The 23954-nt window shown below is 63.0% G+C and carries 19 protein-coding genes; 12 read left to right on the top strand and 7 right to left on the bottom strand.

The features are described 5' to 3' along the window. Position 1: 1 nt before the first annotated feature. Both rpoN and lptB read right to left on the bottom strand, forming a co-directional pair. Positions 2-1495 carry an RNA polymerase factor sigma-54 gene (rpoN, locus tag AC2A1F_RS08305; protein ID WP_484208308.1) on the bottom strand — a complete coding sequence of 498 codons (1494 nt, stop codon included), beginning with the start codon at positions 1493-1495 and terminating at the stop codon, positions 2-4. 127 nt (positions 1496-1622) lie between these two features. Beyond that, positions 1623-2399: an LPS export ABC transporter ATP-binding protein gene (gene lptB, locus AC2A1F_RS08300; RefSeq protein ID WP_484209000.1), complete on the bottom strand. Its 777-nt coding sequence runs from the start codon at positions 2397-2399 to the stop codon at positions 1623-1625. 218 nt (positions 2400-2617) lie between these two features. Between lptB and AC2A1F_RS08295 the strand changes: the two genes are divergently transcribed. Both AC2A1F_RS08295 and AC2A1F_RS08290 read left to right on the top strand, forming a co-directional pair. Beyond that, on the top strand, positions 2618-2992 hold the full coding sequence (locus AC2A1F_RS08295) for a hypothetical protein (RefSeq protein WP_484208307.1): 375 nt from the start codon (positions 2618-2620) through the stop codon (positions 2990-2992). Between the two features lie 83 nt (positions 2993-3075). Beyond that, the gene (locus AC2A1F_RS08290) at positions 3076-4422 is read left to right on the top strand and encodes a TldD/PmbA family protein (protein ID WP_484208306.1); all 1347 of its coding nucleotides are present in this window, start codon (positions 3076-3078) and stop codon (positions 4420-4422) included. Positions 4423-4623: 201 nt separating this feature from the next. Here AC2A1F_RS08290 and ppa read toward each other — a convergent pair whose 3' ends face one another. Next, positions 4624-5172 carry an inorganic diphosphatase gene (gene ppa, locus AC2A1F_RS08285; RefSeq protein WP_484208305.1) on the bottom strand — a complete coding sequence of 183 codons (549 nt, stop codon included), beginning with the start codon at positions 5170-5172 and terminating at the stop codon, positions 4624-4626. Positions 5173-5287: 115 nt separating this feature from the next. Next, positions 5288-7240 carry a M61 family metallopeptidase gene (locus AC2A1F_RS08280; RefSeq protein ID WP_484208304.1) on the bottom strand — a complete coding sequence of 651 codons (1953 nt, stop codon included), beginning with the start codon at positions 7238-7240 and terminating at the stop codon, positions 5288-5290. 99 nt (positions 7241-7339) lie between these two features. On the opposite strand from AC2A1F_RS08280, the gene hisS reads away from it, so the two are divergent. The 8 genes from hisS to AC2A1F_RS08240 all read left to right on the top strand — a co-directional run bounded on the left by hisS (position 7340) and on the right by AC2A1F_RS08240 (position 17031). Beyond that, positions 7340-8614, top strand: a complete 1275-nt coding sequence (hisS, locus tag AC2A1F_RS08275) for a histidine--tRNA ligase (RefSeq protein WP_484208303.1) — start codon at positions 7340-7342, stop codon at positions 8612-8614. A gap of 129 nt (positions 8615-8743) precedes the next feature. After that, entirely contained in the window at positions 8744-9808 is a 1065-nt protein-coding gene (gene prfA / locus AC2A1F_RS08270) for a peptide chain release factor 1 (protein ID WP_484208302.1), read from the top strand. Between the two features lie 128 nt (positions 9809-9936). After that, entirely contained in the window at positions 9937-10803 is an 867-nt protein-coding gene (gene prmC, locus AC2A1F_RS08265; RefSeq protein ID WP_484208301.1) for a peptide chain release factor N(5)-glutamine methyltransferase, read from the top strand. Positions 10804-11036: 233 nt separating this feature from the next. Beyond that, entirely contained in the window at positions 11037-12083 is a 1047-nt protein-coding gene (locus AC2A1F_RS08260) for a DUF4167 domain-containing protein (protein WP_484208300.1), read from the top strand. Positions 12084-12155: 72 nt separating this feature from the next. Then, positions 12156-13751 carry an apolipoprotein N-acyltransferase gene (lnt, locus tag AC2A1F_RS08255; protein WP_484208299.1) on the top strand — a complete coding sequence of 532 codons (1596 nt, stop codon included), beginning with the start codon at positions 12156-12158 and terminating at the stop codon, positions 13749-13751. Between the two features lie 74 nt (positions 13752-13825). After that, positions 13826-15031 (top strand): methionine adenosyltransferase, encoded by a 1206-nt coding sequence (gene metK / locus AC2A1F_RS08250; RefSeq protein ID WP_484208298.1) that lies wholly within the window; start codon positions 13826-13828, stop codon positions 15029-15031. 245 nt (positions 15032-15276) lie between these two features. Continuing rightward, complete coding sequence (locus AC2A1F_RS08245; protein ID WP_484208297.1) at positions 15277-15897, top strand: lysozyme; 621 nt, start codon at positions 15277-15279, stop codon at positions 15895-15897. Positions 15898-16062: 165 nt separating this feature from the next. Then, complete coding sequence (locus tag AC2A1F_RS08240) at positions 16063-17031, top strand: serine hydrolase (RefSeq protein WP_484208296.1); 969 nt, start codon at positions 16063-16065, stop codon at positions 17029-17031. Positions 17032-17330: 299 nt separating this feature from the next. Here AC2A1F_RS08240 and AC2A1F_RS08235 read toward each other — a convergent pair whose 3' ends face one another. Next, the gene (locus AC2A1F_RS08235; RefSeq protein ID WP_484208295.1) at positions 17331-17525 is read right to left on the bottom strand and encodes a hypothetical protein; all 195 of its coding nucleotides are present in this window, start codon (positions 17523-17525) and stop codon (positions 17331-17333) included. 289 nt (positions 17526-17814) lie between these two features. Here AC2A1F_RS08235 and polA point away from each other — a divergent pair, with 289 nt between their 5' ends. Beyond that, a complete protein-coding gene (polA, locus tag AC2A1F_RS08230) occupies positions 17815-20652 on the top strand; it encodes a DNA polymerase I (RefSeq protein WP_484208294.1) in 2838 nt (945 codons plus the stop codon). Between the two features lie 58 nt (positions 20653-20710). Here the strand turns inward: polA and AC2A1F_RS08225 are convergent, their stop codons facing one another. Continuing rightward, positions 20711-21409 (bottom strand): hypothetical protein, encoded by a 699-nt coding sequence (locus tag AC2A1F_RS08225; RefSeq protein ID WP_484208293.1) that lies wholly within the window; start codon positions 21407-21409, stop codon positions 20711-20713. Positions 21410-21768: 359 nt separating this feature from the next. On the opposite strand from AC2A1F_RS08225, the gene AC2A1F_RS08220 reads away from it, so the two are divergent. Continuing rightward, the gene (locus tag AC2A1F_RS08220) at positions 21769-23277 is read left to right on the top strand and encodes a YifB family Mg chelatase-like AAA ATPase (protein WP_484208292.1); all 1509 of its coding nucleotides are present in this window, start codon (positions 21769-21771) and stop codon (positions 23275-23277) included. 202 nt (positions 23278-23479) lie between these two features. Here the strand turns inward: AC2A1F_RS08220 and AC2A1F_RS08215 are convergent, their stop codons facing one another. Next, positions 23480-23728: a GlsB/YeaQ/YmgE family stress response membrane protein gene (locus tag AC2A1F_RS08215; protein WP_484208291.1), complete on the bottom strand. Its 249-nt coding sequence runs from the start codon at positions 23726-23728 to the stop codon at positions 23480-23482. Positions 23729-23954 lie beyond the last annotated feature (226 nt).

Raw genomic sequence — 23954 nt, 5'->3', positions numbered from 1 at the left:
CTTAACGGACCCCGGCCAATGCCTTTTGCCGCCGCCGCTGCACTGAACTGCCAAGGCCGATAGCCTCGCGATATTTCGCCACCGTGCGCCGCGCGAGATCGAAACCCTTGGCCTTCAGCAGATCGACCAGCGCATCGTCCGAAAGGATCGCTTTGGGGTCTTCGGCATCGATCAGCGTGCGGATCGCGGCCTTTACTGCCTCGGCCGAAGCCCCTTCGCCATCGGAGGAGCCGACGCCCGAGGTGAAGAAGTATTTCAGCTCAAACGTCCCGCGATTGCAGTGCAGGTACTTGTTCGAGGTCACGCGGCTGACGGTCGATTCGTGCATTTCAATTGCCTCGGCCACCTGCCGCAGCGTCAACGGGCGCAGATGGGCCACGCCATGGCGGAAAAAGCCATCCTGCTGCTTCACGATTTCGGCGGCCACTTTCAGGATCGTCTTCTGCCGCTGGTCCAGCGCTTTGAGCAACCAATTGGCATCGGCGAGCTTTTCGCCCAGCCAGGCCTTGGCCTCCTTGCCCACGCAAGCCCCGCGCATCTCCACATAGTAGCTGCGGTTGACGATCAGGCGCGGCAGCGTGGCCTGATTGATGGCAATGTCCCACCCGCCGCTCACCGTGCTGCGGATCAGGATATCGGGCACCACGGATTCGGCCACACCCCCGCCAAAGCGCAAGCCCGGGCGCGGATCATAGCTGCGCAGTTCGGCCAGCATATCGGCAAAATCTTCATCATCGACATTGCACAGCCGCTTCAGCCGCGCGATCTCGCCGCGCGCGACCAGCTCCAGATTGTCAATCAGCCGCGCCATGCACGGATCATAGCGGTCCGCTTCCTTGGCCTGCAGTGCGATGCATTCAGCCAGATTGCGCGCGCCAACGCCGGTGGGATCAAGCGATTGTACCAGCCCCAGCGCGCGTTCTACCACGACGAACGAAAGCCCCAGCGCGTCGGCCACTTCGCTCAATGGCACGCGCAGATAGCCCGCCTCATCCAGCTGATCGATCAGCCAGCGCGCCACAAACAGCAGTTGGGCATCAGATGTGGCCGCGCCGATCTGGCCGTGCAGGTGTTCGGCTAGCGACAGGTCAAAGTGGCCATGCTCGTCAATATCCGGCCCTTCGCCGCCGCTGCCGGTGCTCTCACGCGCAGAAGACAGTTCAAGCCGCGCGCCGTCGCCAGTATCGCGGTCCCTGTCGAGCGCGGTGGCATCGATATCCAGCGGTCGGTCCTCGGCCACGCGCCCTTCGGCCACGAGCTGATCCACCGGGGATGATTCAAGGTTGGTACGGCGCTGCTCTTCCGGCACCACATCACCGATTTCAACCGGCGCAGACTCGCCCACATCCAGCAGCGGATTGGCTTCCAGCGCCTCGCTGATGAAGGTTTCGACCTCGATGTTCGATAGCGCCAGCAGCTTGATCGCCTGCTGCAACTGCGGCGTCATCACCAGCGATTGGGACTGCCGTATGTCCAGCCTTGGCCCGAGTGTCATGCCCTAGATCCCCCCCGAGACCTGCATCAGCAAACCTGCTTCGACAGGCTCAGCATGAGCGGGGAAGAGGAGTGTCTCAGCACAACCTCCGCTCGTCCTGAGGCTGTCGAAGGACCATAGGCCAAGCTCACAGCGTAAAGCCCTCACCCAGATAGAGCCTGCGCACATTCGCATCGGCCACCAGCGCTTCGGGGCTGCCTGCAAACAGCACTTGCCCGCCATAGATGATGCAGGCGCGATCCACGATATCCAGCGTTTCGCGCACGTTGTGATCGGTGATCAGCACGCCGATGCCCCGGTTCGAAAGGTCTTTTACCAGATGTCGAATATCGCTGATCGACAGCGGATCGATGCCCGCAAACGGTTCGTCCAGCAGGATGATCGATGGACGTGCTGCCAGCGCGCGGGCAATTTCGCAACGGCGGCGTTCCCCGCCCGAAAGCGCCATGGCCGGGCTGGCGCGCAGCCGCGTCAGGCCGAATTCATCAAGAAGACGCTCAAGCTCAGCCTCGCGCGTGGCCTTGTCCGGCTCGATCAGTTCGAGCACCGTCGCAATGTTCTGCTCCACCGTCATGCCGCGGAAAATCGAGGTCTCCTGCGGCAGATAACCAAGGCCGAGGATTGAACGTCGATACATCGGCAGCTTGGTAATATCCACGCCATCCAACAGGATGCGCCCCGAATCCGGGCGGACCAGGCCCATGATCGAATAGAAGCACGTGGTCTTGCCCGCACCATTGGGGCCAAGCAGGCCCAGCACTTCGCCCTTGCCGACAGACAGCGAAATATCGGTCAGGACCGCGCGCTTGTCATAGCTCTTGGCGATTGACACGACCTCAAGCCCGCCCTGCGGAATCGGCGGCGCGGCATTGGCATGGGGCACGGTTTCGGCAGTCGTGGTCATCAATCAGCTCGGCTGTTATCGGGCGCTTGGGTTCTTGCAATAGCGAGTGCGACCCGCACTTCAAACCCCGCGGTGCAATTTGGCAGGATTTATGCATGTCACGTTTATCGCCAGCCCATTAAATCCCAGTGAAAGACACGCAGATTGGAATAGCGCTTGCAGGCCGGGCCCGTGCGTGATGTATTGACGTTGGAGCAGGAAAAAAGAGGATTGGTGCCATGGTCAAGGCCCTGAACTCGCAAGCCACCAGTGCCGCAACGTCGGCCAAAGTGGACTGGCGCAAGAAGATGAGCGATAATGTCGCCTATGGTCTGCTGGTCTACACCGGCCTCCAGATTTTCGTTACGATGCATGAAATTCAGGGGTCGAGCGCATCGATCCTGCCGTTGTTCGTGCTCGTGGTATTGGTCGCGGCGATCATTCCGCTGTTCCGCCATTTCGAACGCCGGTGGGAACACCTGACCGATGAACAGGCCCACAACATGGCCTACAAGGCCGCATACCGTCGCGATCAGATCAAGGTATGGGCGATGGCCGCGATCCTGCCCATCGTGATCACCGGCGGATACCGCGCGCTCACGATGATGCTCTAAAGGGACTTAAGCCCGGCGCACGATTGCTAGGGCGCGATCCCTGTTCTAGACCCCGCAGCCTTGCTGTTGCGAAAGGTCTGTTCATGCTGTCACCTGCCGAAGCCCGCGAACGCTGCGAAGCGCTGATTGATCGCGCGCGCCGCGCAGGGGCCCAGGCCGGCGATGCGGTCTATGTTGGCAGCGGGTCCGAATCGGTCTCGGTCCGGCTGGGCAAGCTGGAAGATGTTGAGCGTTCCGAATCCGAAAGCGTGGGCCTGCGCGTGTTTGTCGATGGCGCTTCGGCCTCGATCGGATCGACTGACCTTGGCGATGCCGCGCTCGATGAACTCGCCAGCCGCGCAGTGGCGATGGCGCGGCTGGCCCCGGCGGACAAGTTTGCTGGCCTTGCCGCAGAAGAGCTTCTGCTGCGAGGGTCCCTGCCTGATCTTGATCTGGAAGATGCGACCGAACGCAGCCCGGCAGACTTGCGCCGTTTGGCGCAGGAAGCAGAAGATGCCGCGCGCGCCATTCCCGGCGTGACCAACAGTGAAGGCGGCGGTGCCACAACCGGGCGCGGGCTCTTTGCGCTTGCCACCAGTCACGGTTTTTCCGGCGCTTACGCCGCTTCCAGCCACAGTCTTTCAGCCAGTGTGGTTGCGGGCGAAGGCAGCGGGATGCAGCGCGACTATTCGTGGCGCAGCACGCGCCATGCCGCAGACTTGCTCAGCCCCGAAGACATTGGGCGCGAAGCCGGAGAGCGCGCCGTGCGCCGCCTCAATCCGGGCCGGGTCAAGAGTGGGCCGATGCCGGTAGTGTTCGATCCGCGTGTGGCAGGCTCGCTGGTCGGGCATCTGATTGGCGCAATGTCGGGCGCTTCGATTGCGCGCCGCGCCAGCTTCCTGCTGGATCGTGATGGCCAGAAGCTGTTCGACAGTTCCATTACCATCACCGACGATCCGCTGCGCCCGCGCGGGCTGCGCTCGCGCCCGTTCGATGGCGAAGGTCTGCCCACTGCCCCGCGCAAGCTGGTTGATGCGGGCCACATCACCGGTTGGCTGATGGATGCCGCTGCCGCCCGCCAACTGGGCGCTGGACCCACCGGCCACGCCTCGCGCGGGTCATCGGGTGCGCCGCATGTCACATCCAGCAATGTCGTGCTGCAGCCGGGCTCCGTCTCGCCCGCCGCGCTGATGGCCGACATCGCCGATGGCGTCTACGTCACCGAACTGATCGGGCACGGGATCAACGGCGTAACCGGCGATTACAGCCGCGGCGCATCGGGTTTCCGCATCGTGAATGGCCAACTGACCGGGCCGATTGCCGAATTCACCGTGGCAGGCAACCTGATCGACATGTTCGCAGCACTGACCGCCGCCGATGACCTTGAAATCTACCGCGGCATCGATTCGCCCACGCTGCGGGTGGACGGGATGAGCGTGGCGGGGGATTGAGCGAAAGCCCACCCCCGACCCCTCCGGCAAGCGGGAGGTGGGAAGAGTAGCGCTGATTTTGCCCTCCCGCAGGCGGGAGGGCCGCGAGACTTAGCGAGCCGAAGGCAAGATTAGTCGCAGCGGGGTGGGCACAGCCATACCCAAAAAAAGGGCGCCGGTTCTGCTGAACCCGCGCCCCTGTTTTCAAACCTGATCGTCGCGTCAGGCGTCCTTGGCAGCCTTCGCGGTCTTTTCCCGCTCGATCGCTTCGATCACGATCTGGCGCGCATCTTCTGCGCCGCCCCACGTGCCCACGCGCACCCACTTGTCCTTTTCCAGGTCCTTGTAGTGCGTGAAGAAGTGCTCGATCTGCTGCAGCACGATTTCGGGGATGTCTTCCTTTTCCTTCACGTCCGAATAGTACGGGAAGGTAGAATCGACCGGCACGCAGACCAGCTTTTCATCGCCGCCATGCTCGTCTTCCAGGTTCAGCACTGCAATCGGGCGTGCGCGCACGACCGAGCCGGGGACGAAGGGCGAACGCGCAATGACCAGCGCGTCCAGCGGATCGCCATCGGGTGAAAGCGTGTGCGGAACAAAGCCATAGTTGGCCGGATAGCGCATCGGCGTGTGCAGAATGCGGTCCACGAACAGCGCGCCCGATGCCTTGTCGAATTCGTACTTTACCGGCTCACCACCCACGGGAACCTCGATGATCACGTTCAGGCTTTCCGGCGGATTGTCGCCAGTGGGAATCATGTCGATGCGCATCTTTGCCCCTATTGGTTGGGTGGTGATAACCCGCAGGCCCTAGCGAAGCGGCTTGTGCGCCGCAACAAGACTTATGGCGAAATGGCCCTCCTGAAGTGAGAAGGGCCATTTCAGGTCACTTCTTTGCAGCGGCCACTGGTCGTTTGGGTTCAAGCAACAAGTCGAGCCCAACAGGCGCCTTGCCCGGTGCCACGCGCTCCAGCCATGGGTAGCGCAAGCCATCCTTGTAATCGATGCGGATGGTATCGAACCGGTCGCCGCGCTTGACCAGCAGGTCGAACGGCGCTCCCTTTTCGCCCTTGGCCGCCGTGATCGCCTTCTTCATCTCGTCCGCGCTATAGGCCAGCCCGTTCACCGCCATGATCTGCGCGCCGGTAACGATCCCTGCGTTGAAAGCCGGGCTGTCCCACCGCGTGCCGGTGACCTTGCCGTCCTTGTCGAGCGACAGGCCGATGGAATTGTTGAGGTTCAATCCCTTGCCAAAATCCATGCCAGCCTTGGTATAGGGATTTGGCTCTTCCTTCCACACCAGCTTGTAGCCGCCCTTGGCAATTCCGTTCAGCGGGGCAGGCTGGCCGGGCTGGTTGATGCGGGTGTCGATCAGCTTGGCCCAGTCATAGGGGTAAAGCGCGTTCAGCTTGGTTACGATCTCGTCTACCTCGAACGGGATTTGGCCCCAATCGCCCGGGTTCATGCCAAAAAACGCCTTGGCAAAATCGTCGATGGATTTCTTGCCCCCGGTACCCTCGCGCAGGATCTGGTCGATCTCCAGCCACACCAGCGCGCCTTCGGTGTAGTAATCTTCGCTGCGGGCAAGCGAGGCAAACGGCTTGGGCTTGCGCGCGCCGAACACCGGATCGAACCCGGTATCCTCAACCGAACGCCACTCGCGCCCCGGCGCTTGCGTGTATCCGCCAGCCCATGCCGCCAGCATGCCCAGCACCATGTCCTTGCCCTGCAAACCTGATCGCGCGCCCAGCACCAGACCCCAGAACTGATCCTGCCCTTCATAGGTCCACAAAAGGTCACCCTGCATCGGCTGGCGATAATCGGGCGTCCAAAGCCGCGCGGGGCGGCGGAACTTGCCCGACCACGAATGCGCATATTCGTGCGGCAACAGGTTGCGGTCCCACTCCTGCTTGTCCCACGCGATAAAGGCATCGGGCTCCAGCTGGTTCTCGCTCGACCGGTGATGTTCAAGGCCGATCCCGCCGATCTTGTCGGAAAGCGCCAGCAGGAATTCGTAATGGTCGAAATGGTTCGCGCCGAACGCCAGCTTAGCTTCTTCTACCAATGCGGAATGCGCAGCGATGTGTTCGGGCTTGGCCGCCAGTTGCTCGGGCTTGTCGGCCACCACGTTCAGCGTGACCTTCTGGCCCAGATCCCACTTCTTGAAATGCTTGCCGGCAAAGATCGGCGAATCGACCAGCGTTTCGTAATCCGTCTCGGCCCACGTGGCGCGGTTGCCGCTCATGCTCATGCCATCCAATGCGGTGGCGGGCGTCCAGCCCTGCGGCAGCGTCACTGTCGGCTTCACCTTGATCTGCCGCACGTAGTGGCCCGCCGGGTAAAGGCTCATCTTCTCCCACTGCAGGTTCAGCATGTCGGGCGTCATCGTGATGCGCCCCTCGCGCGAATCCAGCGGCGAGGTGTGGATGAACTTGGCGGTCACCGCCTTGGTGCCTGCGGGCAGCTTCAGGTGAAAGGCAAAGACCTCAACCCGATCCCGCTTCCACGCCACCGGCTTGCCATCCACAAAGAACTGCACCCCCACCAACTCAGCCAAAGGCCCGCGCGGGCCGTGGTTACCCGGCAGCCACTGCGGGAACAGCAGGATCATCTCCTTCGCGCCATCGGCCACCGGGATCACCTGCGTCACACGATAGGCGCGGCGCGTGATATCGGACGCATCGATATCCAACGTCATCGTGCCGGGATAGGCCACGTCCTGCGCATCGGGCACGGTCTGTGTGATCGGCACGGCCATCGGCGCAGAATTGGCAGCAAGGGCCTGCGTTGAAACGGAAAGGGCGAGGAAGAGCGGGGCGACCGCGAGTTTCTTGATCATGGGGCTTTTCATGGCGCGATGCGGTCACATTCGCAACCATTGGGCCGCGCCTTTTTGTGAGCGCTTCCCGTTTTGCCCGAATACCGCTAATCGCGCCGCATGAGCACCCAGACCCCAAGCATTCAGACTCCTCAGGCAATCCGCGGAACGCAAGACATCTTCGGCCCCGATGCCGAGGCCTTCGCCTTCGTCGTCGAAACCTTCGAGCGCGTGCGCAAGCTCTACCGCTTCCGCCGCGTCGAAATGCCGGTGTTCGAAAAGACCGCCGTGTTCAGCCGCTCGCTGGGCGAGACGACTGATGTCGTTTCCAAGGAAATGTACAGCTTCGAAGATCGCGGCGGAGAATCGCTGACCCTGCGCCCCGAATTCACCGCCGGCATTGCGCGCGCCTATCTCACCGATGGCTGGCAGCAGTACGCCCCGCTCAAGGTCGCCACCCACGGGCCTTTGTTTCGCTATGAACGCCCGCAAAAGGGCCGCTACCGCCAGTTCCACCAGATCGACGCCGAAGTGATCGGCGCAGCCGAACCGCAGGCCGACGTGGAACTGCTGGTGATGGCCGACCAGCTGCTCAAGGAACTGGGCATTGCGGACGGCGTGACGCTGCAGCTGAACACGCTGGGCGATGGCGCCAGCCGTGATGCCTGGCGTGAGGCGCTGATCGCCTACTTCCGCGCCGTGAAGGGCGACCTGTCCGAAGATTCGCAGGACCGGCTGGAACGCAACCCCCTGCGCATCCTCGACAGCAAAGACCCGCGCGACAAGCCCTTCACCGCCGAAGCCCCGAAGATCGATGATTTCCTTAGCGATGAAGCGCAGGACTTCTTCGCCAAGGTCACCGGCGGGCTGGATGCCGCAGGCGTTGCATGGACTCGCGCCCCGGCGCTGGTGCGTGGGCTGGACTACTACCGCCACACTGCGTTCGAATTCGTCACCGACCGGCTGGGCGCACAAGGCACCGTGCTGGGTGGCGGGCGCTATGATGGACTGATGGAAGCACTGGGCGGCGCGGCTACGCCAGCGGTTGGCTGGGCTGCGGGGATTGAGCGGTTGGCGATGTTGGTGGGGATACGAGACGATTTCTCAGATGCGGTGGCAATTCTGCCTCAGACGGAAGCCGAAGATCAGCGCGCTATCGAGGTTGCCTCAATGCTACGACAAGCAGGCATTCCTTGTTGGACTGCTTACCGAGGTAATCCCAAAAAGCGTGGTGCTAAGGCGCGTACCGACGGGGTCGAGACCTCACTCTACATACGGCCTGCTGACGAGCACGGACGTGAATTCAACATCACAACAGTTACGACACGAGGGGAAGTCGAGCCGTTTCAGAAGAAGGTCATGGAAGTGCTTGGCGCGCAGAACTTCCGGGATTGAACAGATGTGTCGGCTCTCAATCCCCGTCACCCCGGGCTTGACCCGGGGTCCCGCTTTTCTTCCCGCAGCGGCGCACAACCAAGCGGGATCCCGGGTCAAGCCCGGGATGACGAAGTGTGGGGGTGACGCATGAGCGTATCCGACACCCGCCTCGGCCACCTCACGCACCGCTTCGCTGAACTCGAAGCGCGGCTCGCGTCGGGCACGCTCGAAGGCGCAGACTTCATCGCCGCCAGCCGCGACTATGCCGAACTCGAACCCGTCGCCCGCATCGCGCAGGAAATCGCCGCGATGCGCGAGGAACTCGTCAGCCTTGCTGCGTTTGATGATCCCGAAATGCGCGAGATGGCTGACGAGGAACTCGCCCGCATCCACGCCCAGCTCCCCGAGGCCGAACACCGCCTCGCCATCGCCATGCTGCCGCGCGATTCGGCAGACGTGCGCCCCGCCATGCTCGAAATCCGCGCGGGCACCGGGGGCGATGAGGCTGCGCTCTTTGCCGCAGACTTGTTCCGCATGTACGAAAAGTACGCCGCTGAGCAGGGCTGGCGGGTCGAAGTCGTCTCGGTCAACGCCAACGACATCGGCGGCTACAAGGAAGTCGTCGCCAACGTCGCGGGCAATGGCGTGTTCGCCAAGCTGAAGTTCGAATCCGGCGTCCACCGCGTGCAGCGCGTGCCGGTCACCGAATCCGGCGGGCGCATCCACACCTCTGCCGCCACCGTTGCCGTTCTGCCAGAACCTGACGAGGTGGATATCCGCATCGAAGACAAGGATCTGAAGATCGACGTCTATCGTGCCAGCGGCGCGGGCGGGCAGCACGTGAACACCACCGATTCGGCGGTGCGCATCACGCACTTGCCCACCGGCACCGTCGTCACCTGTCAGGACGGGCGCAGCCAGCACAAGAACAAGGACAAGGCGATGCAGGTCCTGCGCGCACGCCTGTTCGAAGCGCAGCGCGATGCCGCACAGGGCGAAGAGGCCGAAGCGCGCAAGGCCATGGTCGGATCGGGCGACCGTTCCGAACGCATCCGCACCTACAACTTCCCGCAAGGCCGCGTGACCGACCACCGCATCAACCTGACGCTCCACCGCCTGCCCGAGGTGCTGGAAGGCACAGGGCTTGGCGAACTGATCGATGCGCTGATTGCCGAGGACCAGTCGAAGCGGCTGGCGGCGATGGATGGGTGAACTTTTGCTGCATAATCCCCGCCGTCCCCGCGAAGGCGGGGACCTCAGGCCGTTTACGCTGATGTTCCGTAACAGGCCTGAGGCCCCCGCCTTCGCGGGGGAGCAATGTGTTTAAAGGCGATGGTCGAATGACCGTCGCTCAAACCCTCCGCGCAGCCAACGAACGCCTGTCCGCCACCAGCGACACCGCCCGGCTCGATGCAGAGCTGCTGATGGCCCACGCGCTTGGCTGCACGCGCACCGATGTGTTGCTGCGCCATATGCAGGCCGAAGCCCCCGCCAGCTTCGCCGCGCTCATCGAACGCCGCCTTACCCACGAACCTATCGCCTACATCACCGGCAGCGCCGAATTCTACGGCCTCGAACTCACCGTCAGCCCCGCCGTGCTGATCCCGCGCGGCGATACCGAAACCTTGGTGGAGGCCGCGCGTGAGGCTTTTGCCAGCCGTGCCGCGCCAGGGCGCATCCTTGATCTGGGCACCGGATCGGGTGCGCTGCTGCTTGCTGCGCTGTCGCTCTGGCCGCAGGCAGAGGGCGTGGCGATAGAACGCTCGCCCGAAGCGCTCGAAATCGCGCGCACCAATGGCCAGCGCCATGCTCCCGCCGCGCGCTTCCTTGCGGGCGACTGGACGCAGACCGGTTGGTCACAGGGCCTCGGCCAGTTCGACCTCGTCCTCTCGAACCCGCCTTATGTTGAGGATGCGGCTGATCTTGCCCCATCGGTGCGCGCGCATGAACCGGCCCAAGCGTTGTTTTCTGGCCCCGATGGGCTTGACGATTACCGCGTGCTGATCCCGCAAATGCCCGCCCTGCTTGCCGAAAATGGCATTGCCGTGATCGAGATCGGCTGGACCCAAGGCGCGGCGGTTTGCGCGCTGGCCCAAGGTGCGGGGCTGTCTGCGCGCGTCCATCGGGACCTTGGATTGCGCGAAAGGGCAGTGGAAATGGCGAAAATATGGAATATTCCGCTTGGCAAGGCCTCTCCGGCTCTCTAATTGTTTTCTCAGGCAGGGGACGGATGAGGCTTCCCATCCCCGCCGGCTCCACCATTTGCAGGGATGAACGGCCAATTCGGCTGGGAAGAGCGCAAATGCTGGGAACCCCGAATCGCACACCATCATGCGTGGCGTGAAGCACCGGGGAGGCCATTGGCGGGATTGTTCGCAGCGGGATCGCTCGCTGCCACAGGCTTGCACCATGAATCCGAGAGGCCGCCTCAATTAAGGAAGTGCCCGAGTTGAATAACAATCGTGGTAACAACAACCGCCGTCGCGGACGCAATAACAATCGTCCGCAAAATGGTGGTGGTCAGCAGCTCAATCGGATCGATAGTCGCGCGCGGGGCAATGCCCCCCAATTGCTCGAAAAGTATCGCAAGCTTGCGCAGGACGCCCATATGAATGGCGATCGGGTGCAGGCCGAATACTATCTGCAATTTGCCGATCACTATTTCCGCGTCATCGCCGATACGCGCGTCCGGCAGGATGAACAGCGTGCCCGCCCGGCCGGTGCCAACGGTGAACGCTGGCAGGAACAGGACGGCGAAGACGACGGCGGCGAATTCGGCGCAGAGGGTGATTTCCTCGGCTTTGACCGTCCCGCCACCCGCCGCGAACGCGAAGAGCGTGATGAGCGGCCTGAGCAGGCTGAACGGTCAGAACGTGCAGAGCGCCCGGACCGGTCCGAAGGACGGCGTGATCGTGAAGATCGGCCCCGCGAAGATAGACCCCGCGAAGATAGACCGCGTGAAGATCGGCCCCGCGCCGAACGCTCACGCGATGACAGGCCGCGCGAAGATCGCCCCCGTGAGGACAGGCCGCGTGACGACAGGCCCCGCGAAGATCGCCCCCGCGAAGATCGGAATGACGGTCGGCGTGACGGCAACCGTCGGTTCGATCGCAATCGCGGGCGTGATGCCGAAGCCGCTCCTGCGGGAACGCTGCCGGGCGAAGGTGTGCCTGCCATCGAAGGCGAGCCTATCACCGCTGCAGCTGAAAACCCCTTCGTGGCTGAACCGCGCTCGGCGCGCGGATTGCGTCCCCGCACCGAACGGCGTCCGCGCACGGCCAAGGTGGATGATGATGCGCCAGCTATGCTGGACGCCTCGTTCTTGCCGCCTTCCATCAGCGCAAGGAGCGAGCCAGAAGCTGCACCTGCACCTGCACCTGCACTCGCACCCGAACCTGTGGCCGAAGAAGCCGCGCCTGCCCCCAAAAAGCGCGGTCGCCCTCGCAAGACTCCGCTGCCAGAGGCAAACGAAACGGTTGAAGGCTGATATTTGACGCCTGATCATGCGCTGGGGCTGGCCGCTTGCGGTCGGCCCCGGCGCACCCCATAGCAGGCGGGCATGATCCGCCTCCGCTTCCCCGCCCGCCCGATCTCCCTCCGCCTGCTGACACGCGACGATCTGCTGACGATTGCTGCCGGTGGTCTTGCCGCCTGCGGGTTCCAGCCGCTGGGCCTCTGGCCGCTGACGTTGGCGGCGATGGCGTGGTTAATCCACCGGCTCTATGTGGTGAAGGCCTGGCGGCAGGCTGCGCTGGCGGGCTGGTTGTTCGGCTTGGGGCACTTCACTGTTGGCCTTGGCTGGATCGCCAAGGCGTTCACCTATCAGGCCGAAATGCCCGCGTGGCTGGGTTGGGTCGGGGTGTTCCTGCTGGCGCTTTATCTTGCCGTCTATCCGGTTATCGCCACTTTGCTCGGCTGGTGGCTGGCCAATACACGGCGCGCGGTGCTGCTGCCTGCCTTTGCCGCCTCATGGATTTTTGCTGAATGGCTGCGCGCGTGGCTGTTTACCGGCTTTGCGTGGAACCCGCTGGCCATGGTCACGCTGGGCGGGTTTGACCGCCCGGGCCTTGCACTGGCGGCGCAATGGACGGGCACTTATGCGCTCTCGGGCCTTGTCGTGGTGCTGGGCGGGTGGTGGCTGTTTGCGCTACGATCTTGGCGGCAGGGGCGCAAATGGGCGGCGGTAGCCTATGCACTGACCCCGGCGCTGCTGATGGTGCTGCCGCTTCACGGAGAGCGGCGCGAAGGCAGGCTTGTCTACACGCTGGTCCAGCCCGATGTGCGGCAAGACCTGCTCAATGATCCGGCCAATTACGAGAACCAGTTTCTCAAGACCGCCGCTCTTTCGCTTGCGCGCAGGCCCGGTGAGACGCGGCTTCTGTTATGGCCGGAAAGCGGCGTGCCCGATTTCCTGCGGCCGGGTTATGCGCAGTTCTGGTATGATGAGACGACCTATGCAGGTGATCCGCTGCTGGCGCGCGAACGGCTGGGCCGCGTGGCGGGCAAGGGCGGGATGCTGCTGACTGGCACCACCGATCTGGCGATGAAAGGCCCCAAAGTTACGGGCGCGTGGAACGTGGTCAGCGCCGTGGATGAAAGCGGGGCGATTCGCGGCTCTTATGCCAAGGCGCATCTCGTGCCTTATGGCGAATACCTGCCGATGCGGGAGATTCTCGAACCCATTGGCCTGTCGCGCTTGGTGGCGGGCAGTCTCGATTTCCTCTCCGGCCCCGGCCCGCGCACGCTGGATCTGGGAGCGCATGGGAAAGCTGGTATGCAGATCTGTTACGAGATCATCTTCTCTGGCCAAGTGGTCGATCGCGCGGACCGCCCGGACTATCTGTTCAATCCGTCCAACGATGGCTGGTTCGGATCGTGGGGCCCGCCGCAGCATCTGGCCCAGGCGCGGATGCGCGCAATCGAGGAAGGGCTGCCGGTGCTGCGCTCCACCACCACCGGGATCAGCGCGGTGATTGATGCCGATGGCGTGGTGCGCCAGTTCGTGCCGCAACTGCGCGCAGGCCGTCTTGATGGCAAAGTGCCGCCTGCCCATGCGCCCACGCCTTTTGCCCTGTTTGGCAACATGCTGGCGCTTGGCTGGGCGATAGCGCTTCTTTTCGTGGCACTGGTTGCAAGCGCAACGCGGAAACGCTAAGCGGGAGCGGACATAAAGGTTTCTTTATATCGCCTCGGCCCGTTTCGGGCACGGCCATCAGCATAGGACCGCCAATGCGCAGCGATTACCTGTTCACCTCCGAATCCGTTTCCGAAGGCCATCCTGACAAGGTTTCCGACCAGATCAGCGACGCCATCGTCGACCTGTTCCTGTCAAAGGACCCCGAAGCGCGCATCGCCTGCGAAACGCTCACCACCACGCAGTTGGTCGTGCTGGCTGGCGAAATCCGCTGCAAGGGCGTCTATGAAAACGGCGAGTGGGCACCGGGCGCGCAGGACGAGATCGAAAAGACCGTGCGCGCAACGGTCAAGCGCATCGGCTATGAGCAGAACGGCTTCCACTGGGAAAAGTTCGAATTCATCAACCGTCTGCACGGCCAGTCGGACCACATCGCGCAGGGCGTGGATGCGGCGGACAACAAGGACGAAGGCGCAGGCGATCAGGGCATCATGTTCGGCTACGCCACCGACGAAACGCCCGATCTGATGCCCGCCACGCTGTATTACAGCCACAAGATCCTGGAACGCATGGCGGCTGACCGCCACTCGGGCGCGGCCCCGTTTCTTGAGCCTGACGCCAAGAGCCAAGTCACGCTCCGCTACGAAGGTTCGCTCCCGGTTGCCGCCACTGCTGTCGTCGTCTCCACCCAGCACGCGCCGGGTTATGACGAGGGCGAAAAGGAAGCCGAACTGCACGCTTATGTGAAGCGCGTAATTGCCGATGTGATCCCGCCGGTGCTGCTGCGCGAGACCACGTATTACATCAACCCGACCGGCTCGTTCGAAATCGGCGGCCCCGATGGTGATGCTGGCCTCACCGGTCGCAAGATCATCGTGGACACTTACGGTGGCGCTTCCCCGCACGGCGGTGGCGCGTTTTCGGGTAAGGACCCGACGAAGGTTGACCGCTCGGCTGCCTACATCACGCGCTATCTGGCCAAAAACGTTGTGGCTGCTGGCCTTGCCACGCGCTGCACGATCCAGATTGCCTACGCCATCGGCGTGTCCGAGCCGCTCTCGCTCTATGTCGACACGCATGACACCGGAACGGTGGGCGATGACAAGATCGAAGCGGCGATCAAGGGCATTGCCAAGCTGGGCGGCCTGACCCCGCGCGCGATCCGCACGCATCTGGGCCTCAACAAGCCGATCTATCAGCCGAGCGCGGCCTATGGCCACTTCGGCCGCAAGCCCGAAGGCGACTTCTTCCCATGGGAGCGCACCGATCTGGTCGACGATCTGAAGGCTGCTTTGGCCTGAAATCCTGAAGTGCACCTAGATGCACCTAACTGCACCTGAACGCTACCAAACGGCCCGCTTCGTGACCCGAAGCGGGCCTTTTTGTGTTTCAGTGTTATCCGTTCGTGTCGAGCGAAGTCGAGACACGGCGCACGGTGTCTCGACTTCGCTCGACACGAACGGAGGTTGATGGGTTTCATCTGTGGTTTCCTACAATCGGACTTAGCGCGCACGACTCTGGTTTTTGCAACGGAGTCGGACCTCTCATGCGCGAACTCACCCCCCGCATCGCTCTTGAACTGATTGCCCACGAAGGGATCGTGACCGAGGCCTACAAGGACAGCGTTGGCGTGTGGACCTGGAGCGTCGGGATTACTGATGCCAGCGGGCACAAAGTCTTCCCGCGCTACAAGGACAAGCCGCAGCCGCTGGAGCATTGCATCGGCGTGTACCTTTGGCTGCTGCGTGAGAAGTATCTGCCGCCGGTGCTGGCAGCATTTGGGAAGCATGATCCGAGCGAGGCAGAACTGGGCGCGGCGCTTTCGTTCCACTGGAACACCGGCGCAATTGCGCGAGCGAGCTGGCTGGGCCGGTATGTGCGCGGCGATGTGGATGGCGCGCGCCGCCGGATGCTCGATTGGGCGCGGCCCAAGGAACTGCTGGCCCGGCGGCGCAAGGAGCAGGCGCTGTTCTTTGACGGCAAATGGAGCGAGAGCGGGACGGCGCTGGTCTATGGAGTGGCCAAGCCATCCTACCAGCCAGTGCGGGGACGGCGAGTGGAAGTGCGGGCGCTGGTGGAAGGGCTGTTCGAGGAAAGGACGGTCGCGCCACCGGTAGTTGCACCGGTTTCAGGGAAACAGACGTGGTTTGACCGGCTGTTCGAGTGATGGCTGCCACGACCACCCGCTTGATGGAAACCCGATTTTGTTCCCGCAGATCAGCCAGGCTGCGCTGGCCTTGCGCCGAGATGTTCGAAAAGGCACTTTGCCGCGCAATGACAAACGGTTAGTTTCGTTAAAGAGACATAAACCGGGATCGGGGTAGGCGAGAGCATGAAGTTTCGCACCGCACGAATCATTGCTGCACTGATCACCGCAGTACCCGCGCTTGTCGTCACGGTCCCACAGGTGCAAAGCCGTGATGCGATTTCGCTGCTGGATCAGCGTGATCAGATCATTCAGCAGCAAGTTGCCGCCATCGCCGCCGAAGGGCGTGGACGCATTGGCGTGGCCGCGATGGACCTTGATGGCGGCGGGCAGATTTTCGTGAATGGAGACATGCCGTTCCCGATGGCCAGCACGGCCAAGATTGCGGTTGCCGCGACGTTTCTGGAGCAAGTTGAAAAGGGCAATTACTCGCTCGATCAACAGTTCCCGATGATGCTGCGCGTGGCTGAGAAAGGCCCGGCCAGCCCGGAAGCTCCACTGCGCGCTGGCAGCGTGATGACCGCGCAAAGCCTGATGGAATTGATGATCACCCGCAGCAGCAATGAGGCGACCGACGGGCTGATCAAGGTGGTTGGTGGATATGAGAACGTCAACCGCTGGCTGACGCGCAACGGCATTACCGGACAGCGGCTGGACCATACGATGGCCACGCTGGTGCGTGATGACGGCAAGGTTGATCCGGCGCGCGTGATCGATACGCGCACGTCCAGCACGCCACGTTCGATGATCGCGCTGTTGGCCGCGATTGACCGTGGCGGTGTGCTCAGCCCGGAAAGCCGCGCCGTGCTGCTCGATACAATGACCCGCACCAGCACCGGCAAGACTCGCATCCGTGCAGGCCTGCCCGAAGGCACTCTGGTGGCGCACAAGACGGGTACGCTTTCAGGCGTGACTGACGATGTCGGCATCGTCCGCCTGCCCGATGGGCGGCATCTGGCCGTGGCGTTCTTTGTTACCGGGCCAGAAGGCCACGCTGCCCATGCCAAGCTGATCGCACGGATGATGCGCACGATCTATGATGGCTATGCCACTCCGCTGGGTTCCGGCACGCAGGACCTCGTTCGCCGCCGTTGAAACCGGGGGCCCAATATGCTGGCGGCAGCGCTTTTAGCCCTCATTTCGCGCCGAGACGCAGAGGAAGCAGAGAGTGCAAAGAAGTGGCGTTAGGCCGTCAGGCCCTCTAGTATAACCACGTTACGCCCAAGCCAAACGACCAATAAAAAAGGCGGCATTTGCCGCCAGCGCTATTTATCCGCGCTCTCTACTTCTGCGAGAAACACTCTTTGTCCAAGAGCACTTGGCGCAAAGAGAAAGGGGCGCGGTCCGAAGACCACGCCCCCTTTAACTCTTGCAATCTGCCTTTACGGCAAAGATTACATCGAAGCTTCAGAAGCTTCAGCAGCTGCTTCCGAAGCAGCGCCCGAAGCGTCAACAGCGGCAGCCGAAGCGTCCATAGCGGCTTCGGTTGCTTCAACAGCAGCTTCGGTCGCTTCTTCAGCCGGCTTTTCCGAGCAGCCAGCGAGAGCGAAGGCGGTGCCGGCGACAGCGGCGAGAATGAGCTTGCGCATGCGTTACAATCCCTGGATTGAAGTGAACAGCGCCGGGCAAGCAGCCCGCCGCAAAGCCTACTCAGCCGGTAGACTTCGCGACCCAATTAATCGGCAATTCATCGCCTTGCAAGCACAAGACGTATGCATTCTGTCGCTTCGCACCCTCCAGGTGGGCGGAGTTGCCTTTTTTTCGCCTGATTTCCGGGGTTTTGGGCGTGTAAAATGTTGCAACAAAGTTGCGATGGAAACCCGATTTCGGCGGATTACGCCCGATGACGCGGGCCAAATGCCCTGCTAACACCCCCGTATGAACGAAAAACAGCATCTCTATCTGGTCGATGGGTCGGCCTATATTTTCCGCGCCTATCACCGTCTGCCACCGTTGACGAACCCCGCGGGAACCCCGGTGGGCGCGGTTTACGGCTATACCACAATGCTGTGGAAGCTGGCCGAGGACCTGCACAAGGCCGATGGGCCAACCCACCTTGCGGTGATTCTCGACAAGGCGGGCACATCGTTCCGCAATGACCTATACGATCAGTACAAGGCCAACCGCCCGCCCGCGCCCGAAGACCTTGTGCCACAATTCCCGCTGATCCGTGACGCCACGCGGGCTTTCAGCCTTGCCTGCATCGAGGAAGAGGCGGTTGAGGCCGATGACATCATCGCGTCCTACGCCCGCGCCGCCACGCTGCGCGGCTGGGACGTGACGATCGTTTCGTCCGACAAGGATCTGATGCAGCTGGTAGGCCAGTGCGCGACCGGGGGCGGCTGTATCGACATGCTCGATACGATGAAAAACCTGCGCATCGGCATTCCCGAAGTGGTCGAAAAGTTTGGCGTGACGCCTGAACAGGTGGGGGACGTGCTGGCGCTGATGGGTGATTCGGTCGACAACGTCCCCGGCATTCGCGGCATCGGGCCCAAGACGGCGACCAAGCTGATTCAGGAACACGGTAATCTCGAATCGGTTCTGGCTGCAGCGCCATCGATGAAGGCGGGCAAGCTGCGCGAGAGCCTGATCGAGCAGGCCGACATGGCGCGGCTTTCGCGCGTGCTGGTGCAGTTGAAAGAAGACTGTCCGCTGCCGGTGCCGATCGAGGACTTCGAGCTGGAGGTGATCCCGCGCGAGCCTTTGGCAGCGTTTCTGGAAGTGCATGGCTTTACCAGCCTGCTGCGGCGGCTGGACGATGGCAAGGGCAGCCCGGGGCCGAACACGCAGCTGAACCCGGCCAAGGCGGACAATGCCGCCGCGCCTGCCACGCTTGCGGGTGAGACGCGGCCTTTGCCATCATGGCCTGCGGTGGACCGGGAGGCTTATGCTTGCGTGCAGACGATGGAGGCGCTGGAGCAGTGGATCGCGCGTGCCTTTGCCGCGCGGGTTGTGGCGGTGGACACTGAAACCAGCGCGCTGGATGCGATGCGCGCCGATCTGGTGGGGGTTAGCCTAGCGCTTGGCCCTAACGATGCTTGCTACATCCCGCTGGGGCATGGCGGGGCGGATATGTTTGCCGAAAAGCCCGATCAGGTGGATCGGGCGCAGGCGATTGCCGCATTGAAGCCGCTGCTGGAAAGCGATGCGGTGCTGAAGGTGGGGCAGAACATCAAGTATGATATCAACGTGCTGGCGCGCTATGGCGTGATGGTTGGCCCGATTGACGATACGATGGTGATGAGCTTCTGCCTTGACGCCGGGCGCAGCGAAGTGGGCGTGGGCGGGCATGGCATGGACGAGCTGTCCGAGCGCCACCTTGGCCACACCACGATGGCGTTCAAGGATGTATGCGGCACGGGCAAAAAGGCGATCTCCTTTGCCGAAGTGCCGCTGGCCGATGCCACGCGCTATGCCGCCGAGGATGCCGACGTGACGTGGCGGCTGCACCGCCTGTTCCAGCCCCGGCTGGTGGATGAAAGCGGCATGCGCATCTACAGCCGCGTGGACCGTCCGCTGGTGCCGGTTGTCGCCATGATGGAGCGAGGCGGCATAAAGGTGGACCGGGAGCGTCTGGCGGGCCTTTCAGCCGAATTCGCAACGCAGATCGCGCGGCTGGAAGGCGTGATCCACGAAGCGGCGGGCATGGCCTTTACCATCGGCAGCCCCAAACAACTGGGTGAAGTGCTGTTCGACAAGCTGGGCTACAAGGGCGGGAAGAAGGGCAAGACCGGGCAGTATTCCACCGACCAGTCGGTGTTGGAAGGCCTTGCGGCTCAGGGCGCTGAAGTCGCTACGCTGGTGCTGGAATGGCGGCAGCTGTCGAAGCTCAAATCCACCTATACTGATGCGCTGCAGGCTGCGATCAATCCCGATACCGGGCGGGTGCATACCAGCTACTCGCTGGTGGGGGCGCAGACCGGGCGTCTGTCATCCAACGATCCCAACCTGCAGAACATCCCGATCCGCACCGAGATTGGTCGCCAGATCCGCGAGGCTTTTGTGGCCGAGCCGGGCAACGTGCTGCTGGCGGCGGACTATAGCCAGATCGAGCTGCGGCTGGCCGCGCACATGGCCGATGTTCCGGCGTTGAAGGAAGCGTTTGAGGCCGGTGAGGACATCCACTCGCGCACCGCGCGGGAGATGTTCGGGCACGTTGACCGCGATACGCGCGGGCGGGCCAAGACGATCAACTTCGCGATTCTCTATGGCATCAGCCGCTGGGGCCTTGGCGGGCGGCTGGGCGTGAGCGCGGACGAGGCGCAGGCGATGATCGACCGTTACTTTGAGCGCTTTCCCGGCATTCAGCGCTACATCCACGAGACGCTGGAGAGCGTGCGCGAGCGGGGCTATTCCGAGACGCTTTTTGGCCGCAAGACATGGTTCCCGCGCATCGGATCGAAGAACCAGGCCGAGCGGCAGGGGAGCGAGCGCGCGGCGATCAACGCGCCGATTCAGGGCACCAGCGCCGACATCATCAAGCGGGCGATGGCGCGGATGATGCCTGCTTTGGCCGAGGCTGGCCTGCCCAATGTGCGGATGCTGTTGCAGGTGCATGACGAACTGGTGTTCGAACTGCCTGCAGGGGACGTGGATGCGGCCAAGCCGGTGATCGAACGGGTGATGGCGAGCGCGGCGGAGCCTTCGGTAACGCTTTCGGTGCCGCTTGGGGTTGAGATTGGCACGGGGCTGTCGTGGGGGGCAGCGCATTAGGGGCTGCTGACTAAACCTTCGCTCGTGTCGAGGGGCTCGACACGAACGGGTGGGGGGTTCAGTTCAGCGCCGCAAACCTTGCCAGATCGCCCCTGCCGAGCATCAGCACGTCCTCATGCGGCACGGAATTGGTCAGCGCATAGAAAGCCGCTGCCTTGTCGGCGGGCAGGCCCATTTCGCGGTAGTAGTTCACATAGGCGCGATTGACCGGGTCATTTGCTTCAAAATCGGCCGGTTGGCGTCCGTCCTCGTCAAGCCACGCATGTACCACGAACGCAGCATCTGGCGCGGCGCTGCGGCTGGCACCGGCAAGGAACAGCTCAACCGCGCCTGATCGCACCGAGCCGTGGGCGGGCACGTGGGTGGCGATGCCCTTAGCCCGGATCATGCGGCCAAGGCGAAGGTTTGCGAAATCATCCACGGTGCCTGGGCAATCGGGCATTTCCAGCACGCGGATGCCGGGGTGGGCGCGTAGCATCTTTTGAAAGTCTGCGGGGGAATAGCTGTCGGTCTCGGCCACCAGTGCGGCGCGGGTGCCATCAAGCACTTCGAATGGGCCGAAGCTGGCGATGCCCTTCACATTGGCGCGGGTGGAAGCGACAAAGCGTTCGGAGCCGGGTTCGAAAACTTCGACGCTGGTCGTCTCGGTCCACGTGACCCCGTTTTCTACCCATGTGCGTGTTGTGACCTCAGCCGCGCTGACCGGTTGGCAGGCGAGCAGGACGCACAGGGCGGACAGGGAGAGGCGGCAAAGCATGGCTTCTGCTTTCGGCCAGAGCGGATTGCCGAAGTGCCAAGGAACTGGGTTAAATCGCGTTCACTGTGTTTTGTTGGTCGGTTGGGAAAAAGGGTTCACGCAGAGACGCAGAGAAGAAAGGGAGACGCAGAGGTGCGGCGCATGGCCGCAAGGCCGTAACCTTCCTGCAAGCCTTGCGGCAAACGCACCGTGGCAATGGGAGAGCGGCTTTGCCGCAAGCGCGACATCCCCGCGTCTCCCTTTCTTCTCTGCGCCTCTGCGTGAACCATTCAAATGCCTCGGGAATGGCGCAATTCTGACACTTTCCCTTCCCCCCGTCCATTTCGCCCCGCATTGTCCCCCATCACGCAGGAGGATGAATGGTCGCGCTGGTTTCCACGGTTGCCTATCTGGGGCTGGAGGCGCGCGGGGTGGAGGTGCAGTGCCAGGTCTCGCCCGGGATGCCCGCGTTCAAGCTGGTTGGTCTGCCTGACAAGGCAGTGGGTGAAAGCCGGGAGCGGGTGCAATCGGCGTTGTCAGCATTAGGGCTTGCTCTGCCGCCCAAGCGGATCACGGTGAACCTGTCGCCGGCTGATCTGCCCAAGGAAGGATCGCATTACGATCTGCCGATTGCGCTGGCGCTGCTGGCGGCGATGGGGGTGGTCGATCTGGAACAGATTGCCGATTACGTGGCGGTGGGCGAACTGGCGCTGGATGGGCGTGTGTTGCCATCGCCCGGCGTGCTGCTGGCCGCCATCCACGCCAGCGGACAGGACAAGGGGCTGATCTGCCCCGCTGCGCAAGGACCTGAAGCGCGCTGGGCGAGCGGGATCGACGTGATCGCCGCGCCCGACCTGATCGGGCTGCTCAACCACCTGAAAGGCACGCACCGGTTGCCTCAGCCTGCGCAAGGCATTGCAGAGCCTGCGCGGCGCATGGCAGACCTCAAGCAGGTAAAAGGGCAGGAAACCGCCAAGCGCGCGCTGGAGATTGCGGCGGCAGGCGGGCACAACCTGCTGATGATCGGGCCGCCGGGCGCGGGCAAATCGCTGATGGCATCATGCCTGCCGGGTATCCTGCCAGAACTAACCCCGGCTGAGGCGCTGGAAGTTTCGATGGTGGCATCGGTGGCGGGCACGCTCGAGGATGGGCGGATCAGCCGCGCCCGCCCATTCCGTGCGCCGCATCATTCCGCCTCGATGGCCGCGCTGACTGGTGGAGGCCTGAAAGTGCGGCCCGGTGAGGTGAGCCTGGCTCATCTGGGCGTGCTGTTCCTCGATGAGTTGCCGGAGTTCCAGCGCGCGGTGCTCGATTCGCTGCGTCAGCCGCTGGAGACGGGTGAGGTAACGGTGGCGCGCGCCAATGCGCACGTAACCTTCCCGGCGCGGGTGCAGCTGATTGCGGCGATGAACCCGTGCCGCTGCGGGCATCTGGGCGATCCGGCGCTGGGGTGCAGCCGTGCGCCGCGCTGTGCGGGGGATTACCAGTCCAAGGTCTCAGGGCCGTTGCTGGACCGGATCGATCTGCATGTCGAGGTCGATCCGGTCTCTGCCGCCGACTTGGCGCTGCCGCCACCGGCAGAGGGATCGGATCAGGTGGCCGCGCGTGTTGCGCGCGCGCGCAGCGTTCAAGTGGCCCGGCTGGAAGGGACGGGCATGCGGAGCAATGCGGAGCTGAACGGGGATATGCTAGACACCCACGCCACGCCGGATGAGCCGGGGCGCAAGCTGCTGGCCCAAGCTGCCGAGGCGATGCGCCTGTCCGCTCGCGGCTATACCCGCATGTTGCGCGTGGCGCGCACGATCGCGGACTTAGCAGGCGCGGAAACGGTCGGGCGTATCCATGTGGCTGAGGCGCTCAGCTACCGGCGGATCGCGCCGCGGGCCTGATCTGGGCTGGTTCACGCAGAGACGCGGAGAAGAAGGGGAGACGCAGAGAGGCTGCGCTTGGCCGCAAGGCCATCTCCGAGTGCTACGATAGCGGAAAACGTAACGTCAAGATTGGGAGAGCGGCTTTGCCGCAAGCGGGAACATCTTCGCGCCTCCCTTTTCCTCTCTGCGTCTCTGCGTGAACCCTTGCCCCGCTAAGCCTTTAAAGACTCCGCCCGATAAAGATCAGCACCATCGCGCCGATCACCGAGGCCAGGCACCCGGCGCGGTTAACGCCTTCGCCGAAGGTGCTGCTTGATCGCCAGCTGGCAAACAGGCCCGCCACCAGTGCGCCGCCCACGCCCAGCAGAATCGTTTTGACCAGCCCCATCTCGACCGCGCCGGGATAGAGGAACCGCGCCAGCACGCCGACCACAAGGCCGGTGAAAACGATCGACAGGATATTCAGCATGGTTGGCTCCGTTTCTGTGGACACATAACATGGTGCCGATTGACCGGTTCTTGTCCACAATTTGGTGATCTGGACCAAATAAACTCGGATAGGTTCATTTTGTGTCTTGCAGTGTCGGTAATCCGGCGCGTCGCTGCACTGCAGCATAAGTTTGCGCACGACGAAACGAATCGAGCGTGCGACGAATCGAGTCTGCCTGAGGAACATTACCCTCTTGTGTCTGGCA

The sequence above is a fragment of the Novosphingobium sp. HNCC26BN242 genome, from assembly GCF_057180525.1.
Note: the sequence above shows the minus strand (reverse complement) of the source record. Positions and strands in the feature narration are given on the sequence as shown.